General features: G+C 33.9%; 13 protein-coding genes. 7 read left to right on the top strand and 6 right to left on the bottom strand.

Translation table 11 applies throughout. The annotated features are described in order from the left end of the window. Positions 1–52 precede the first annotated feature (52 nt). Positions 53–1,114 carry a helix-turn-helix domain-containing protein gene (locus ACZ0AH_RS02645; RefSeq protein ID WP_463474347.1) on the bottom strand — a complete coding sequence of 354 codons (1,062 nt, stop codon included), beginning with the start codon at positions 1,112–1,114 and terminating at the stop codon, positions 53–55. A 173-nt stretch (positions 1,115–1,287) separates the two neighbouring features. Here ACZ0AH_RS02645 and ACZ0AH_RS02640 point away from each other — a divergent pair, with 173 nt between their 5' ends. From ACZ0AH_RS02640 to ACZ0AH_RS02630, 3 genes are all read left to right on the top strand, one after another. Continuing rightward, positions 1,288–4,719, top strand: coding sequence for a hypothetical protein (locus ACZ0AH_RS02640; RefSeq protein ID WP_463474346.1), 3,432 nt, complete (start codon positions 1,288–1,290; stop codon positions 4,717–4,719). A 63-nt stretch (positions 4,720–4,782) separates the two neighbouring features. Then, positions 4,783–5,334: a hypothetical protein gene (locus tag ACZ0AH_RS02635; RefSeq protein WP_463474345.1), complete on the top strand. Its 552-nt coding sequence runs from the start codon at positions 4,783–4,785 to the stop codon at positions 5,332–5,334. A 250-nt stretch (positions 5,335–5,584) separates the two neighbouring features. Further along, on the top strand, positions 5,585–6,655 hold the full coding sequence (locus ACZ0AH_RS02630; protein ID WP_463474344.1) for a glycosyltransferase: 1,071 nt from the start codon (positions 5,585–5,587) through the stop codon (positions 6,653–6,655). A gap of 128 nt (positions 6,656–6,783) precedes the next feature. Here ACZ0AH_RS02630 and ACZ0AH_RS02625 read toward each other — a convergent pair whose 3' ends face one another. The 3 genes from ACZ0AH_RS02625 to ACZ0AH_RS02615 all read right to left on the bottom strand — a co-directional run bounded on the left by ACZ0AH_RS02625 (position 6,784) and on the right by ACZ0AH_RS02615 (position 10,262). Further along, positions 6,784–8,079, bottom strand: a complete 1,296-nt coding sequence (locus tag ACZ0AH_RS02625) for a porin (RefSeq protein ID WP_463474343.1) — start codon at positions 8,077–8,079, stop codon at positions 6,784–6,786. Positions 8,080–8,248: 169 nt separating this feature from the next. Further along, positions 8,249–9,328, bottom strand: coding sequence for a sensor histidine kinase (locus tag ACZ0AH_RS02620; protein WP_463474342.1), 1,080 nt, complete (start codon positions 9,326–9,328; stop codon positions 8,249–8,251). A 250-nt stretch (positions 9,329–9,578) separates the two neighbouring features. After that, entirely contained in the window at positions 9,579–10,262 is a 684-nt protein-coding gene (locus ACZ0AH_RS02615) for a response regulator transcription factor (protein WP_041518469.1), read from the bottom strand. Positions 10,263–10,495: 233 nt separating this feature from the next. Here ACZ0AH_RS02615 and ACZ0AH_RS02610 point away from each other — a divergent pair, with 233 nt between their 5' ends. From ACZ0AH_RS02610 to ACZ0AH_RS02595, 4 genes are all read left to right on the top strand, one after another. Further along, on the top strand, positions 10,496–13,309 hold the full coding sequence (locus ACZ0AH_RS02610) for a TonB-dependent receptor (RefSeq protein WP_463474341.1): 2,814 nt from the start codon (positions 10,496–10,498) through the stop codon (positions 13,307–13,309). 202 nt (positions 13,310–13,511) lie between these two features. Next, positions 13,512–14,687: a hypothetical protein gene (locus ACZ0AH_RS02605; RefSeq protein WP_463474340.1), complete on the top strand. Its 1,176-nt coding sequence runs from the start codon at positions 13,512–13,514 to the stop codon at positions 14,685–14,687. A 109-nt stretch (positions 14,688–14,796) separates the two neighbouring features. Continuing rightward, positions 14,797–15,135 carry a T9SS type A sorting domain-containing protein gene (locus tag ACZ0AH_RS02600; protein WP_463474339.1) on the top strand — a complete coding sequence of 113 codons (339 nt, stop codon included), beginning with the start codon at positions 14,797–14,799 and terminating at the stop codon, positions 15,133–15,135. Between the two features lie 158 nt (positions 15,136–15,293). Further along, a complete protein-coding gene (locus ACZ0AH_RS02595; protein WP_463474338.1) occupies positions 15,294–16,274 on the top strand; it encodes a LuxE/PaaK family acyltransferase in 981 nt (326 codons plus the stop codon). A gap of 68 nt (positions 16,275–16,342) precedes the next feature. Here ACZ0AH_RS02595 and ACZ0AH_RS02590 read toward each other — a convergent pair whose 3' ends face one another. After that, the gene (locus tag ACZ0AH_RS02590; protein WP_463474337.1) at positions 16,343–16,915 is read right to left on the bottom strand and encodes a uracil-DNA glycosylase family protein; all 573 of its coding nucleotides are present in this window, start codon (positions 16,913–16,915) and stop codon (positions 16,343–16,345) included. A 126-nt stretch (positions 16,916–17,041) separates the two neighbouring features. Next, positions 17,042–18,337, bottom strand: coding sequence for a tyrosine--tRNA ligase (gene tyrS, locus ACZ0AH_RS02585; RefSeq protein ID WP_463474336.1), 1,296 nt, complete (start codon positions 18,335–18,337; stop codon positions 17,042–17,044). Positions 18,338–18,475: the final 138 nt, after the last annotated feature.

The raw sequence follows: 18,475 nt of genomic DNA, 5'->3' as shown, positions 1-18,475 counted from the left end.
AGGTAACCAAAAGAGAAATCAGGAGTACGAATTTATAAATTCATACTTTGCTTTACGCTTGTAAAGCCTGAATCTGATAATTTAGCGGCGTTGTTCCGGTATGTTTTTTAAAGGCAGAGAAAAAAGTTGATTTAGAATTAAAACCAACATCATAACCTACAGATTCTAAAGTCAGTTTATCATTTGTTGTAATGATTTTGCAGGCTTCTTTTATTCTGAATTCGTTGACAAAACTGGTAAAATTCTTGTTCAGATTGGTATTTAAAAACTGAGATAATTGATGACTCGAAATATTGAGTTCCTGAGCCAAATCTTGTAAACTCAAATTTGGGTTTTTATATAAACTTTTCTCTGTCATCATATTTTCCAGCTTTTTGGATAAAATTGCAGCTTCCGCCGAATCCATTTTCTTGCCTGAATATTTCGAATTATTCAATAGAAACAAATCATCTGTCTTTTTTCTGTACAAAAGAATTGAAATAATTAGATATAAAATGAACGAAAAAACAACTGCCCCACTTATATAAGTTGCTCCCGGAGCGCCCATTATTGACAGAAAATAAAAAAGAAACAAGAGAAAATTCCCAAAAAAAAGCATTCCAAACCATGTTTCTGCCGGCGTTGATTTGTGTTTTCTGTTTATGATTTGTGCCAATATGCTTTTGATTGCAAAACCGGAAAAAACAAGGTAAACAAACCATTGAAAATAAATAATTCTTATGAAATAAACAGTCCAGATTTTTGGGTAATCTTCGTATGGAAATATAAATCCGACAACACTTATAAGTATAGCCCAGAAAAATAATGCGAGTTTCCAGGATTTTGGCATAATATTGATTTCTTCAATCGCCGATTTTAGAAAATAATACAAACAAGGACCAATAAAAAAACAAGCCGTAAGACCAAACTGCAAATACATTTTTGGCAAAGCGGGATCAAAGTATACAAATACAGATTTCCCAATTCGTATGCTTAATGCAAATAAAAGCGCACCCAGAAAATAATTGGTCAGGTATTTTTTCCTTGTAAAGAAGAAAAAATAAATTCCCAAAATAATTCCGTTAAAAACTCCCAAAGCACTAAAAAAGAATAAAAGTTCTTTGCCTGTATCCATAATTTAAGTTTGTTTTTATCTGAACAAAGCTAAAAAAAAGATTGACGTTTACTGATTTACATTTATTAAAATTAGAAATAATGATCTAAATCTCCCCGCATTCTCAAGATATAAAAGCCTGATAATTTCCCAATTATAAATACTACTTTTGGTTTTTTAGAGTTAAAGTATTTATGTTGAAAAAATTACTGTTTTTGACGGTTTTCATCTGGTATTCCGGGCTTCAGGCACAGGAAACGGAATCAGCGTACCAAACAAAAAAAGTAATTGCAACACGAGATACCATTTATCTGGAAAAATTCAGCATTAATTCGAGTTTTTTTCAGCTTTTAAATACCAAAAATGAAGCGATTGATTCCTCGTTTTATAAAATTGATTTTCAGAAAGGAACTTTACTTTTAAAAGAAAAATTCAATTCGACATCAGATACTTTAATTGTAAATTATCTCAAATATCCAGATTTCATAACCAAAGAATACGGACTTTATAAAGAAAATCAGGTTGTTACAAATGATGTTGGTTCTGAAAAATTATACAAAATTGAAAATGACAATGCTAAAAAAGTCACTCCGTTTGATGGCTTGAATACTTCCGGAAGTATCACGCGCGGGGTTACGATTGGAAATAATCAGAATACGGTTTTAAACTCAAATCTAGATCTTCAGATTACCGGAAAAATATCCGACAAAGTTAGTTTACGGGCGTCGCTTCAGGATAGTAATATTCCGCTTCAGGATGGCGGATATTCTCAAAAACTGGATCAGTTTGATAATATTTTCATGGAACTTTTCAGCGATGACTGGAACATTCGCGCGGGAGATGTATTTCTGGAAAACAGGAAAACCCAATTTTTAAGTTTCAATAAAAAAGTTCAGGGACTTTCGGCAAGTTTTGATTTTGGAACAGATGAAAGCAAAACCAACATTTTTGCATCGGTTGCTTTTGCAAAAGGGCAATATGCGAAAAGTACTTTTACGGGCCAGGAAGGAAATCAGGGGCCGTATAAATTAAAAGGACAAAACGGCGAATTATATGTTCTCGTAATTTCAGGCTCTGAGCGCGTTTATGTAAATGGGGTTTTGCTGAAACGCGGCGAAAACAACGATTATGTAATTGATTATAATGCGGGTGAAATTACTTTTACGTCGCTTTTTACAATTACGTCAGAAATGCGTATTAATATTGAATATCAATATTCGGATCGAAATTACAACCGAATTGTGACCTATGCCGGTGCAACACACGAAAGTAAAAACTGGAGTTTTGGCGGCTATTTATATGCTGAAAGTGATTTAAAAAACCAGCCTTTGCAGCAAAATCTTTCTACAGAACAGGTTCAGATTTTAAGTCAGGCCGGAGACGATCCTAATTTAATGAAAGCGCCGTCTGCTTATGAAGATACATATGCAGATAACAAAATTTTATACAAAAAAACGTTCATCAATTCCGTTGAAGTTTATGAATATTCAACCGATGCCACGAATGTTTTATACAATGTGAAGTTTAGTCTTGTGGGCAATAATGCCGGAAATTATATTATTCAGAACAATAATTCGGTAGAACGTATTTACGAATATGTTGTTCCTGTAAACGGAATTCTGCAGGGAAATTACGAGCCAATTGTTCAGTTGGTGGCGCCAATAAAACTTCAGGTTGCTACTTTTTTAGGAAAATATAATCCCGATGAAAAGACGCTTGTTGATTTTGAAGTTGCAATAAGTAATAATGACAAAAATTTATTTTCTACAATTGATGACGGTAATAATTCCGGAATTGCCTTAAAAACCAATATCAAAAAACGTCTTTTTACCAAAAACTGGACGTTAGATGCTTTTGCCAATTATCAATTTGTACAGGAAGATTTTAGATCTGTGGAACGTTTGTATAATATTGAATTTAATCGGGATTGGAATTTAAATACGACACTTTTAGGCAATCAAAGTCTTTTGGTTACGGGTTTAAATTTTGATTTGTATGCCAAAAAGAAAACTTCGAATATTGGCTTATTTACGTATCAATTTGAAAAATTAGATTTTAGCGAAAGTTATTCGGGAGCGCGTCATACCACGACTGCACTTTTTAAACTGAATAAATGGACGATCGAAAATCAAGGCAGTTTCTTAAACAGCGACGCCACAAATTCGACTTCAAAATTTATCAGAAACCAAACGAGAACTAAATATCATTTTGGCAAAAACTGGATTGGCGCGAGTATGCAAATCGAAGATAATCAGGAAAAAGATAAAATTACGAATCAGTTTTCGGCTTTAAGCCAAAGATTCTCAGAATATGGCGCTTTTATTGGCCGCGGCGACAGCACAAAAGTTTTTGTTGAAATTGGGTATTTGCAGCGCCGCAACGATAGTTTGCAAAACGGATTATTGCAGCATGTAAACAATTCGCAAACTTATTTTTTAAAGTCAAAACTGATTCAGACTAAAAAGACAGATTTAGCGGTTTATGCAAGTTATCGAAATTTGGATTTTACTGATGTTGCCCGAAAAAATGAACCTTCCTTAAATTCGAGAATCCTATATAATGACCGCTTTTTTAATCAATTGATGCAAGTAGGAACGGCTTATGAAACGAGTTCCGGAACTATTGCGCAACAGGAATTTACGTATATTGAAGTTCCAACCGGACAAGGCGTTTATACCTGGAATGATTATAACGGCAACGGAATCAAGGAACTGGAAGAGTTTGAAATTGCTGCATTTGCGGATCAGGCCAGATATATCAGGATCTTTTTACCCAATCAGATTTACATTAAAACCAATCAGAATAAATTTTCGCAATCTGTTGCTTTGAACCCAATTCAATGGCAAAACGAGAAAGGTTTCAAAAAACTCTTGTCCTATTTTTACAATCAGACTTCGTTTATTATGGATCGAAAAGTAAAAAGCGATGGCGAACGTTTAGAGTTGAATCCGTTTAGTTCTTCTGATGGAAATATTTTAGGATTAAATTCGAGTTTTAGAAACAGCTTGTATTATAACCGGGGCAAACAAAAAAATTCTGTAACCTATTCTTACCTTATTAATAAAGGCAAAAATTTACTTTCGATTGGATCGCAAGATGTCAAAAACAGTTCGCATCAATTGCAGTATACGCATTTATATCAAAAAAGCTGGTTGTTTAATTTCTTTACCAAAACAATTAAAACGACTTTAGTTTCTGAAGATTTTGTCGAAAAAAACTACGATTTAAAAGGCTATCAAATTGCACCGAAAGTCAGTTACTTATTTTCGAAAAACACGAGTCTGGATTTCTTTTATGAATTTCAGAATAAAGAAAACCAGATTGGAAATTTAGAAACTTTGGTTCAAAACAGACTTGGAACTTCTTTTTCGTTTGCCGGTGAGAAAAAAATAACCCTGAACGGAGAGTTTTCTTTTTATGAAAATAAATTTACAGGAAATGAATTTTCATCTGTCGGATTTCAAATGTTGGAAGGACTTCAGGCGGGACAAAATCTAGTCTGGAAATTGCTTTTACAGAAGAATATAACGCAGTTTTTAGATGTAAATTTAAACTATCAGGGACGCAAAAGCGAAACGGGTTCAACGGTTCACACAGGAAGTGTTCAGCTTCGTGCATATTTTTAGTGCTTTGCGAAAAACATTACTATAAATTGTTTAATTTTAATTGAATTTTAAACTCTTAACCACATGAAAAAATTATTATTACTCTGTTTTTTAGTTGTTTTCTCTTCTAATTTCTATGCTCAGGAAACAGCAAAAACAACGAAAACTAAAACGGAAGCTTCTGCAAAAAAAGCAAAATCTGATGCTGATCAAGCAAAAGCCGACGCAAAAAAGGAAGCTGCAAAATCTAAAAAAGCGGCAGACAAAGCTGTCGATGCTTCAAAAACAGCGGACAAAGAAACGGCAAAAGCAAAAAAAGAATCTGCTAAAACAGCAAAAACAACAGCAGATAAAGAAGCTGCCAAAGCAAAAAAAAGCGCTGATAAAGCCGAAGCCGCAAAATCTGACGCAACAAAAGCAGCAAGCAAAGCTGATGCCGCAGCTAAAACATCAAAAAAAGACGCAACTGCAACAAAAAAATCAACTACTAAAACTGTAAAAGAAACTACAGAAAAAGCACCAAAAGTAGCAGATAAAGTTACGGGAGAATACAACGGAAAAAAAGTATATACAGGACCTAAAGGTGGTAAGTACTACATAAACTCAAACGGTAATAAAACGTATATCCAGGATTAATACTAATTTCGGTTACAATCGAAAGGAGCTATTTTTTAAGTAGTTCCTTTTTTTTATATGAAAAATCTTCTCAAAACGAATATTCAGTTAACATAGAAATAACTTTGCTTTCTAAATTTTGATGTTTACAAACTCTTTTTAACTGAAACCGCTTTGTAAATCAGCATATAGAGTTAATAATTTAGTAATATGCTCTAAATAGCACCGAAACCATATTTCTTTATCTTCGTTTTTAAAAAGCTTTAAAACTATGAGCATTGACTATTCTGCGAACAAAACAATTTTAGTTGCTCCATTAAACTGGGGATTAGGACATGCGACAAGATGTATCCCTATAATTAAAGCGCTTCAAGAAAACAATTATATTCCGATAATAGCTTCTGATGGCATTGCATTGGCGTTGTTACGAAAAGAATTTCCATATATTCAAACGCTGGAACTTCCGTCTTATCATATAGAATATGCTAAAAATGGTAAGAACTTCAAATGGAAACTGATCAAAAACCTGCCTAAAATGATTATTGCCATTTTAGATGAGAAAAAAATGGTCAACAGCTGGATAAAAAAACACGGAATTGACGGTATTATTTCGGATAACAGATTGGGTGTTTTCAGCCGAAAAGTCCCTTCGGTTTTTATGACGCATCAATTGAATGTGATGACTGGAAATACAACCTGGTTTACGAGTAAATGTCATCAGCATATTATAAAAAAATATACGCAATGCTGGGTTCCTGATACTAATGATGCTACAAATTTAACGGGTGAATTGGGTCATCTTAAAACAAATCATCTTAATATAAAATACATTGGACCTTTGAGCAGAATGCGTAAAAAGGAAACTCAAAAATTATATGATTTGATGATTATTTTATCCGGGCCGGAACCTCAGCGTACTTATCTGGATGAGAAATTACAAAAAGAAGTTTCTGGTTTTAAAGGTAAAGTTGTTTTTGTTCAGGGAATTGTTGAGAAAACACAAACCAAATGGGAAGCCGGAAATGTTACGTATTACAACTTTATGAACTCGAAACAACTGGAACAAACTTTTAACGAAAGTGATTTTGTATTGTGCCGTTCTGGTTATACAACTGTAATGGATTTGGCAAAACTGGGCAAAAAAGCTTTTTTTATCCCAACTCCAGGTCAATATGAACAGGAATATCTGGCGATAAAACTTCAGGAAGAAAACTTGGTTCCGTATGCAATGCAAGACGACTTTACCATTGAAGATCTTTCAAAAGTAAAGTCGTTTAAAGGTTTAACTCAGTTTAACGAAGATATCGACTGGGATTCTCTGTTTACCGTTTTTGAAGATTAGAGACGTACACTAATGCTTATTCTTTTTACAAAAAAAATCTTCTGCCACAAATTTCACGAATTTACACTAATTAATCCGGGCGAATTAGTGAGATTCGGGGTGAGCTAACACGAATTAAATTATTTAATTTAGAAATTAAACTGAGCTTGCAATCTCAATAAATTTCCTTGCTGCCTGTTAATTAATAAAGCACTGTCTTCAAAAGTACGGTCTGCGATTACGTATTCTGCTGTAAGTTCGAAGGCTTTAAAAGGCTGCCACTCTACACCAACTTCGTAATCTCTTACGACATAACTTCTGGCGTCTTTTTCGTATTTTTTTCCTCCATTATAATATTGAAATTTAGCGAAAGGATAAATATGCTGTTTTTTCAGATCCAGTTTATAATTCAATAAAACATATCCTCCGTCTAAATCAGTATCATCAACGGTATTTGTCAACGTATTATAGCGTGGGCCTTTACCAATATTATATTCAGTTTGGATTCCGAAAGGTCTTGGATACAAAACAAAAGTGGCTCCTACTCTCTGGTCTTTTACATATTGCGGATCATTAACGATAACGCCCGGAGAAATTTCTCCTGTAAAAGCCCATTTTCCCGTGTATGCCTGAATTCCGGGTTCTATAATCTGACTTCCTATAACGAATGGATATGTAACTCTGGCAACCACGTTCAAGTCTCTGTTACCATCTAATTTATTAGCAATTTGTCCGTTATACACTCCAAAGGCAAAAACTCCAAAATCGCCTGAACCTTTATAACCATCTTTTACTAACATGGCAAAACGTTCTCTGATTTCGGCTGGAGCCCAATAAAAGAATATTCCTAAATCACGTTCATTTAATATGGCACTGTTCATGGCATCATTACGATCTAAAGCCAAACGCTGTGAGCTGGATTGCATGTTTTCGAAACCATACGGAATTTTACTTTGCCCGACACGAACGCGATATTCTTTTTTCTTATCGAAAGAAAGATCGAAATACAAGTCACGAATCTGAACAAAATTCTGGATTCCGGTACTTGGTGAACTGGCAAAATCAGGCTGAAAATAGAAAAATACATTTGGATGAACCTGACCAGAAAACACTAAACGTGCACGACGAATAAAAAGTCCGTTATTTGCTTTTGCGTCCGGAGCTGTAGAAGTTGTTCCCCAGGATTTATCACATTGTTCGCAAGAAACCTTATCGTTTGTAGAGAACAAACCATTGTATCTTATTTGCGCATAACCTCTTAAAGAGATTTTATCGTACCAATGTTCTTCTCCACTAACTCCAGATTTGGTATCCGGAAGTTTTGCTTTATTAATAGAATCTAAAATACGAATTACTTCATTTTTTACATCTTGTTTATTCATATCCTGCGCATTTGCTGCACAGCTTATCAGTAATAAAACGGCTACTATTTTTCTTTTTATCATTCTTTCTGTAATTCCCTTAAATTCAAGGTGCAAAGATGTATCACCTATGTTAAGAAATCATTAACAAGATGTTACTATAATAAAAATTTATTGTTACCGAATGCTAACCAATGTTTAATAACCGTTAAGAAGCCTTATTTTACTGCGTTTAGCAGAAATGAGCTTACAATTATTTAACTTCGGCTTTTACGGCTTTATGCGCTTTTTCGAGTGTAAAAGAGAATTCAGAACCAATTCCGAATTCACTTTCTACATAAACCTTCTCTTTATGTGCTTCAATAATATGTTTTACAATTGCTAATCCTAAACCGGAACCGCCTTCAGATCGTGTTCCGCTTTTATCAACTCTGTAAAAACGTTCAAAAAGCCTTGGAATGTTTTGTTTTTCAACTCCTTCTCCGTTATCGCTAATTCTGATTAAGACTTTTTTCTTGGTTAGGTTTACGACTCCAACTTCGGTTAAACCGCCATCTTTACCATATTTAATGGAGTTTACAATCAGGTTTTCGAGAACTTGCTGTATTCGATCCTGATCTCCGCGCACAATAACCGACTGTACATTTTTACTTTCAAAGGCTAATTTGATTTTCTTTTTATCAGCTTTCATTTCTAATAAATCAAAAACATTCTGAATTAGTTCGACGATATTAAAATCAGTCATATTCAAATCTAAATCGCCTGATTCGAGTTTGGTAATCATATCTAAATCTTCAACGATATAAATCAGTCGCTCTACTCCTTTTTCGGCACGTTTCAGGTATTTTTTGCGGATTGTTTTATCGTCCATAGCGCCATCCAGCAAAGTCGAAACATAACCCTGAACGGTAAATAAAGGCGTTTTAAGTTCGTGCGAAACGTTTCCTAAAAACTCTCTTCGGTATTGTTCCCGAATTTCGAGCATTTCGATTTCGAGTTTTTTATCTGTGGCAAACTTTTTCACTTCGCGTGAAAGCGTTTCCATATCAGTAGTTATGGGCTGATTGATAAGTGTTGTTGATTCTAATAACGAAACCTCATCGTAGATTTTCTTAACTCTCCTGTAAATAAAGCGCTCTACGCGATATTGCAAAACCAGAAATGAGAAAACATAAATTGATATAATGAAAATTATCCCAAATGCCACTTGATGATGTAACTCACTTTTATAGAATAAATTCATCAGCATGAGCACAAATCCTGTTCCGAAAAGGCTGATATATAATGCCGATTTTACAGCAAATTTGTATGTTTTTTTAAAATTAATTTTCATTGATAGTATTTAACCATTAAGAGATTAAGAAAATAAGTTCTCTTTTGAGTTGATGAATTTTTCTTAAATTAACATTTGAACTCAAAACAAAGTTAACTCAAAAACCATATAAGAAATTAAAGCTCATACGATCTTTAACTTCTTATATGGTTTATTTTTATTTAATGTTGTAATGAATTTGAATCAGTTTACATCTCAATCAAAATTACTTAGAACTTTAGCTTCTTAGTAACTTAGCATCTTAAAAAAACTAAACTTCAAATTTATAACCGACACCTTTTATGGTTTTAAAAAGGTCTTCTCCTATTTTTTCACGTAATTTTCTGATGTGAACATCGATTGTTCTTCCTCCTACTACAACTTCATTTCCCCAAACCTTATCAAGGATTTCGTCTCTTTTAAAAACTTTTCCCGGTTTTGAAGCTAACAGATAAAATAATTCGAATTCTTTTCTTGGCAAAGCAATTTCGACATTGCCTTTTATAATCTTATATTCTTCGCGGTTTATTTCGATTCCGCCAACATTTAAGGTGTCGCTAACGACTTCTTGTTCTTTTAACCTTCTTAACAAAGCCTTTACTTTGCTGACCAATAATTTTGGTTTTATTGGTTTTGTGATGTAATCATCAGCACCAGCATCAAAACCAGCTACTTGCGAATAATCTTCACTTCTCGCTGTTAGAAATGTTATGATAACATTATTTAATTCAGGAATTTTTCTGATGTGTTCACAAGCTTCCATTCCATCCATTTCGGCCATCATAACATCCATAATAATCAAGTCCGGCAATTCTTTCTGGGCTTTTGCTATGGCTTCTTTTCCGTTAGAAGCTGTTACAATCTGATAGCCTTCCTGGGCAAGGTTATAGCCAACGATTTCTAAGATATCTGGTTCATCGTCAACTAATAAAATCTTGGTCTGTGTTTTTTTCATAAATAGCAAAAATTGAGATTCTTACATCAAATTTTCTTTATTATACATTCGATGATTTTCATTTGAGATGGTAAATATACTAATAAAACAACGGTCAAAAATTGCAGTTAACCGTAATTTAATTTGGTAACAATTTGATAATCTTGACAACACAAAAACATAACAGCGACCTAACATGAACTTTACAATGCGTGTATTTCTTTGCACAAAAATAAATTAAACACAACACTGAAATGAAATTCAATTTAAAATTTCTATTTATCGCATTATTTATCTGTACGATTTCGATCGCACAAAACAAAGGTACGATTTCTGGCGTTTTAACCGACAAAGAAACAAACAATGAAGTTTTACCTTTTGCAAATGTTTTACTTAAAGGTACAAATATTAGCGCAAACACTGACATTGACGGAAAATATACCATTAATGTAAATCCGGGAAATTATACTATTATTTTTAGTTTCGTAGGATATGAATCTGTAGAAAAACCAGTAACCGTTACCGCAAACGAAACTATTACGGTTAACCAAGTATTATCATCAGGAAGTTTTACTTTAAAAGATGTAGTTGTAAAATCGACAGCAAACAAGGAAAAAGAAACCGCACTTTTACTTGATCAAAAAAATGCTGTTGTTATCAAACAAAGTATTGGCGCACAGGAAATGTCCAGAAAAGGCGTTAGTGATGTCGAAGAAGGTTTGACTAAAATAACTGGAATTTCTAAAGTTGGTTCAAGAGGTTTGTTCGTTCGTGGTCTTGAAGATCGTTACAACAACCTATTAATCAATGAACTTGCTGCTCCATCAAACAATCCGTTTTCTAAAATTGTTCCTTTAGACTTGTTTCCAACAAACATTGTAGGTGTAATTGATGTATACAAAACGTTTAACCCAAATATCTACGGAGATTTTGCTGGTGGAACTTTTAATATTCAAACTTCAAAAGCGACTAAAAGTGTTACTAAAATCAACCTTGGTTTTGGATATACAACCGGAAACACTTTTAAAGACTTTTTACTTTCAAGCGATGCAGATACTGCTGCCGGTTTTTTCGGATTTAACGGAAAAGACAGAGAGTTACCAGGCTTCTTAGGTCCAAATGCTTCAAAAACGCCTTATACAAACGATCAGGCTTTAAATTCTGTAAGTGGTGATAAAGGATTTAACGTAAGCAAAAGCAAAAGCCCTTTAAACTCAAGCTTAAATTTATTGCATTCTGAAAAATTTGATTTAAGCAACGATCGTTCTTTTGCTTATTTATTATCTATTAATTATGATAATAATTATGCAATAAGAGAAGGTGTTGAACGAACTTTAGATTTACAAACTTCAGGATCAAAATATACTAATAATTTTGTAACAACTGATTACCGTTTTAAAACCACTACATCAGCATTATTAGGATTAAACTACAACGCAAACCGTTTTAAATTAGCATTTAATACACTTTATATTAAAACTACTTTGAACTCTATAAAAGATCAATTTGGTCAGGCTGGCGGTACTGCTGTTCAAAACACATTTATCCGTACGAATCAATTAGACAAAAGTGACTATTTGAACCTTCAATTATTAGGTGAATATGCTTTGACTGAAGATAAAAGCCAAACTTTAAAAGCAGGTGTTTCTTATGCTGATACTAAATTCGAACAGCCTGACAGAAAATTCTTTACCGGAATTACACAACCTAACGGAGACATTCTTACTTCATATGGAGGTAACAATTTTTTACGTCAATATTTAACAATAGACGGAAACTCATTCGTATCAGCAATGGCTGAATACAACCTTAAATTTGGAAAAGACGGAAAACAAAACAAATTAACAGTTGGTTATAACGGGAATACTTCCGGAATGGAATCTTCTTACCGATTTGTTTCAAGCCGAGGAGGTAACTTTACATACGACCCAAACACTATTAATGACAAGGTTGTAACTGACCTTCAGGCTAATAACACTTCTTTCGAAGAAAGTTCTAATTCAACATGGAAAGTTAAACTTAACGAGACTGCAAATGCAGGATACAGTAATTTACTTTTAAAGTTTGGCGATAAATACGAAGTTAATGCAGGTGTAAGAGTTGAAAGCACTACCAAAGAAACAAAATATAGAAAATTAGACAGTTTTGACGTTCCTTTTCAAACTCTTAAATACAACAACTTTTATGTTTTACCTTCTTTGAACGTAAAATATTTAATGAATGAAAAATCTAATCTGCGTTTCGCTGCAAGTAAAACATACACAAAACCGGTTATAATGGAAGCATTCCCGATAACATACCAAAATGCGGACGGAACTTCGGTACAAGGAAATTCAATATTAAAAAACAGCGATAACTATAATGCTGATTTAAAATATGAATTGTTTCCAACTGCAAAAGAAATGTTTGCCGTAGGTGTATTTGCAAAATACCTTGACAACCCAATCGAAAGAACTTTTGTTTCTAATGCTACTACAGGAACTGTTACAACATTCTTAAATTCTGATAATGCAAATTTATACGGAGTTGAAGCTGAGTTTCTTTTTGGATTAGAAAGAATTAGTGAAAACCTTTCAGCATTCTCATTCGGTTTAAACACAACTTTAATGTCTACCAAAGTAAACATAGCTCCAAGATACAACTCAATAGATGAAGATGGAGTGGTTACAAACAATCCTTCGATTGAAACACACAAAGGTTCAAGAGATTTACAAGGAGCATCAAACTGGTTGGTAAACTCAGATTTAAAGTATGAATTCAATTTAGGAAAAGACTGGACAAATACGATGTCACTTGTTTATGGTGTATTCGGAAAAAGAATTTATGCAGTAGGAACAAATGGTCAGGATAATACTTATGAGTTACCGGTATCGCAATTGGATCTTGTTTGGTCAAGCAAAATTTCAGAGCATTTTGATGTAAAATTTACTGCAGACAACTTATTAAATCCAGCAAGAAAATTAGAATTCGGAAACGAGGGAACTATAAAAGTTGATGAACCGTCTTTATTAGCTCAAAGCTATAAAAAAGGTGTTGGTTTCTCTTTAAAACTAGGATACACTTTTTAGTATCACTCGCACTATATAAAAATGAAAGCTCCAGATATCTGGAGCTTTTTTTATTTAGCAGTAAATCAAAAATCTCTTAACATTCCCTTCACATTTTAGTTGTTTTTTCATAACTGTAATGTAATATTGAGATAACACCTTACAAGGATTTCCGTTCTAATTTTGACAAAAATAAAAACGAATAATACAACACACAAAAACTATGAAAACTAAAATTTTTGCTTTAGCACTTGCTACAGGTTTATTTTTAAATTCTTGCTCAAGTAGTGACGATCCAACTCCTGTTACTCCACCTGCAACAGGCGAAATCAAAGGAGAAATTACCGCAGATCAAACTTTTGCTTACGGTAACTATACTTTAAAAGGAATTGTAAAAATCAAATCAGGAGTAACTGTAACTTTTGAGGCCGGATCAACAATTACTATAGACAAAGCTACCGGAGACAACGCATTAGTTGTTTTAAACGGTGGAAAATTAATCACAAAAGGTACTGCTGACAAACCAGTAGTATTTACAGAAAAATCTAAACTTCCAGGTTCTTGGGGAGGTATCATTATGTACGGTGATGCTCCTGCAAAAGTTGCTGGTGGTGGAACTACTTCTACATCTGAAGATGGTAACAAAATTTCTTACGGTGGAACTAACCCAACTCACAATGGTGGTTCATTAGTTTACACAAGAGTAGAATATGCCGGATCTAAATTAGCTGACGGTGAAAAAGAAAACAATGGTTTTACTTTTTACTCAGTAGGTTCAGGAACAACTTTAGACCACTTAGTATCTTACAAAGGTGCTGATGACGGATACGAATTCTTCGGTGGAACTGTAAGTTTAACTAATGCTATTTCTTACGGAAACTATGATGATTCATTTGACTGGCAAGATGGATGGCAAGGTCAAACAAATACAAACTGGTATGCTTACCAAACTGGTAAAGGTAACTACGGAATGGAAATCGAAGCGTCTTTAAATGACAATGCTTTTGGACCAAAAGTTTCTAACATTACTTTAAAAAGAGCAACTGGTAACGTTCCTGAAACTGGAGACAATCAAGTTGATGCTTTCCAATTCAAAAGAGAAGGTAACGGAGAATACAGCAACATCATCATCGATGGTTATGGTAACTTCTCAACTTTCAAAGGTAGTGCAGTTAGTATCTTAGATGGTGTGACAAACGATCACCAAGTAAAAACATCTAAAATCAAACTTATCAACGTTAAAATTTCAAACACAACTAACATCAACCCAATTGGAGCTACTGACGCTATCGTTGTTGCTTTCCCAGCAGGAACTTTCGTTACAAGCGCTACAGCTACAGGAGCTTCTTTAAATTCTGGTGCATGGGCTACAGTTGACGGTGTAGATTTGACAAAATAAGAATACCACAATATAAATTGTTAAAAACATCCTAAATATTTAGGATGTTTTTTTTTGGCGTACTTTTTGTAATTTTTTTTTTATATATTTACGTAACAAAAATAATGCGATGGCAAAAAACTACTTTTATATTACATTCTTATTGGCTTTTTTCTTTTCTGTAAGTGTCTCGGCACAAGACAGCAAGCAACTACCAAAACCTCAAGAGTCCAATATCATTGAGGGTTTAAGCTTGTACCCTAATCCCGTTACAAACGGAAAAGTATATATATCGTCTAAAAATGATTTAGAAAAAGAAATTATTGTTTTTGACATACTGGGGAAAAAAGTCCTACAAGCGCATTTATCGACCAGAGAACTTAACGTTGCAGATTTGGTTCCAGGCGTTTATATCATAAAAATTAACGAAGAAAATGCTTCCGCAACCCGAAAGCTTATTATTCGATAAAAATAAAACACAAAAAGCTCCAATATTTATTGGGGCTTTTTTTTTTACTATGCAGTCGCGGTTTTCATTTTCAGTCACACCTTAAAGTGTTTGCTGAAAACTGGCACCGAAAACTAAAAACTTATTTACAATATACTTACCTTTGCGCAAAAAAAGTTTTGATTACAGCCAACGATATATTTACCATTTCGAGTCAGAAACAATTTGAAAAAATAGCATTAAAAGTGTTTCGTTTTCAGCACGAGAATAATATCGTATACCGGGATTTTTGTGATTTCTTAAAAGTCAATCCACAACAAGTAAAATCGCTGGAACAAATTCCATTTTTGCCTATTCAGTTTTTCAAAAGCCACGATGTTGTTTCAAATACAAATCCTGCTCAAGTAACTTTTACCAGCAGCGGAACGACCGGAATGATTACCAGCAGACATTTAGTGACCGATGTTTCTCTTTACGAAGAAAGCTACCGTAACGGATTCTCGCAATTCTATGGCAATATCGAAGATTATGTTGTTTTAGCCCTTTTACCGTCTTATCTCGAGCGCGATGGATCTTCGCTTATTTATATGGTCGAAGATTTAATAAAACTATCCAATCAGCCCGAAAGCGGGTTTTATTTACACAATCACGACGACTTAATTAAAAAATTGACCGCACTAGACGAATCTGGTCAAAATGTAATTCTAATTGGCGTTACATACGCTTTATTAGATTTAATCGAAAAACACCAATTTAACCTCCAAAATACCATTATTATGGAAACCGGCGGAATGAAAGGCAAACGCAAAGAAATGATTCGCGAAGAATTACACGAACAGCTTTGCAAAGGCTTTGGGGTTTCAGCCATTCATTCAGAATATGGAATGACAGAACTTCTCGCACAAGCTTATTCTTTAGGCGAAGGCATATTCGAATGTCCGTCCTGGATGAATATTCTGGTTCGCGATCCTGAAGATGCGCTCACTTACGTGAAAGATGGAAAAACCGGTGGAATTAACGTTATTGATTTAGCCAACATTAATTCGTGTTCGTTTATTGCAACGCAGGATTTAGGCAAAAAATATCCCAACAATTCTTTTGAGGTATTGGGACGTTTTGATAATTCTGATATTCGTGGTTGTAATTTGATGGTATTGTAGTTTAATCGTTTATTTATTTAATGGTTAAGCGTAAAATTTAATTCCTGTCTCACATTTACAAAAAACTTTTAGCGCAATATAACTTTAACCTTTTCTCTTAATTCAGGCAAAACAATTTCCCGAAACCATTCATTTTTAGCTTGCCAGATATTATTTCTTGGTGAAGGATGCGGCAACGGAAAATATTGCGGTAAATAAGTCACAAAATTACGAACCGTTTCTGTTAGGGTATTTTTTGCATTTTCTCCCAAATAATATTTTTGTGCATGTTGACCAATAAGCAAAACAAGTTCTACATTTGGCATTAAATTCAGAAGTTTTTCATGCCATAATGGAGCACATTCTGATCTTGGCGGTAAATCTCCTGTTTTTCCTGTACCCGGAAAACAAAATCCCATAGGTATTAAGGCAATTTTACTAGTATCGTAAAATGTTTCTTTATCAATTTGCAGCCAACTCCTCAAATTATCTCCGCTTTTATCATTCCATGGAATACTTGTATTATGCACAATTCGGCCAGGCGCCTGACCTATGATGATAATTTTACTCTTTTCACTCGCCGCAACAACAGGATTTACCCCATCTTTTAAGAAATTTTCACAAACACGACAGTTTTTAATTTGCTCGAAAAGCTCTTCCATAAAATTATACATTTCAATTAAAGTACTAATTTTTGTATTCTTCAGCAATAAAAAAATTCTATAAAAAAATCCGATTAAAACTTAATCGGATTTTAAAACTTAAAGAATTTAGGGAAAACTCAAAAATTACTTCGCTCTAATCACAAAATAATTCTTCTTACCACTTTGCAACAACACAAACTGATTGTTGATTAAATCATTTGATGTCAAAACAAAATCTTCTTTTATTTTTTCTCTGTTTACCGAAATTGAATTCGCTGTTAAAGCTCTTCTTGCTTCACCATTAGATTTAAAAAAACCTGTTTTTTCATTTAAAACAGTAACAATATCCAGCCCGTTTTCAAGATCGGCTTTTGCGATTTCAGCTTGCGGAACTCCGTCAAAAACTTCTAAAAAAGTCGCTTCATCTAATTGCTTTAAATCTTCTGCAGTAGAATTTCCAAACAAAATATTCGAAGCCTGAATTGCTTTTTCCAACTCTTCCTTACTATGAACAAAAATCGTGATTTCTTCTGCTAATTTTTTCTGCAAAACTCTTAAATGCGGAGCTGCTTTATGTTCTTCGATTAAAGCATCAATAGTTTCTTTATCCAGGAAAGTAAAGATTTTAATATATTTTTCAGCATCAACATCCGTTGCATTTACCCAAAATTGGTAAAATTTATATACCGAAGTTTTATCGGCGTCAAGCCAAACATTTCCACCTTCAGATTTCCCAAATTTAGATCCGTCTGCTTTTGTAATTAATGGCGTTGTCAAAGCAAAAGCTTTCGCATTTTCGCCTCCCATTCTGCGAACTAATTCTGTACCAGTGGTAATATTTCCCCATTGATCAGAACCTCCCATTTGCAGAACGCAATTGTTGTTTTTATATAAATGATAAAAATCGTATCCTTGAATTAATTGGTAGGTAAACTCCGTAAAAGACATTCCTTCTCCTTCTCCGCCCAATCTCTTTTTAACAGAATCTTTGGCCATCATATAATTTACCGTGATACGTTTTCCAACTTCACGGGCAAAATCAATAAACGAGAATTCTTTCATCCAGTCATAGTTGTTTACCATAACCGGAGCGTTTGCATCTGTAGCATTAAAATCTAAGAAACGAGACAAAACGCTTTTAATTCCTGCAACGTTTTTAGCCAAAGTTTCTTCGTTCAGCAAATTTCTCTCGTCAGATTTCCCGGATGGATCACCAATCATTCCGGTTGCTCCGCCAACTAAGGCGATCGCTTTATGACCGGTTCTGTTTAAGTGAACCAATAAAATAATCTGAACCATACTACCAATATGTAGCGAATCTGCCGTTGGATCAAAACCTATATATGCCGTAGTTACTTCTTTAAGCAATTGTTCTTCCGTTCCTGGCATGCTATCATGATATAACCCGCGCCACTTTAATTCTTCAACTAGATTCTTCATTTTTTTAAAATAATTTGTGCAAATATAATCAATGGCAATGGCAATGTCAAAAAACAATATCAAAATGGTCTGCCGCAAAGGCACTAAGACACAAAGATAATTTTAAAACTTTGCGTCTTAGTACCTTTGTGGCAAAAC

The organism is Flavobacterium sp. AC105 (genome assembly GCF_979258495.1).
Note: the sequence above shows the minus strand (reverse complement) of the source record. Positions and strands in the feature narration are given on the sequence as shown.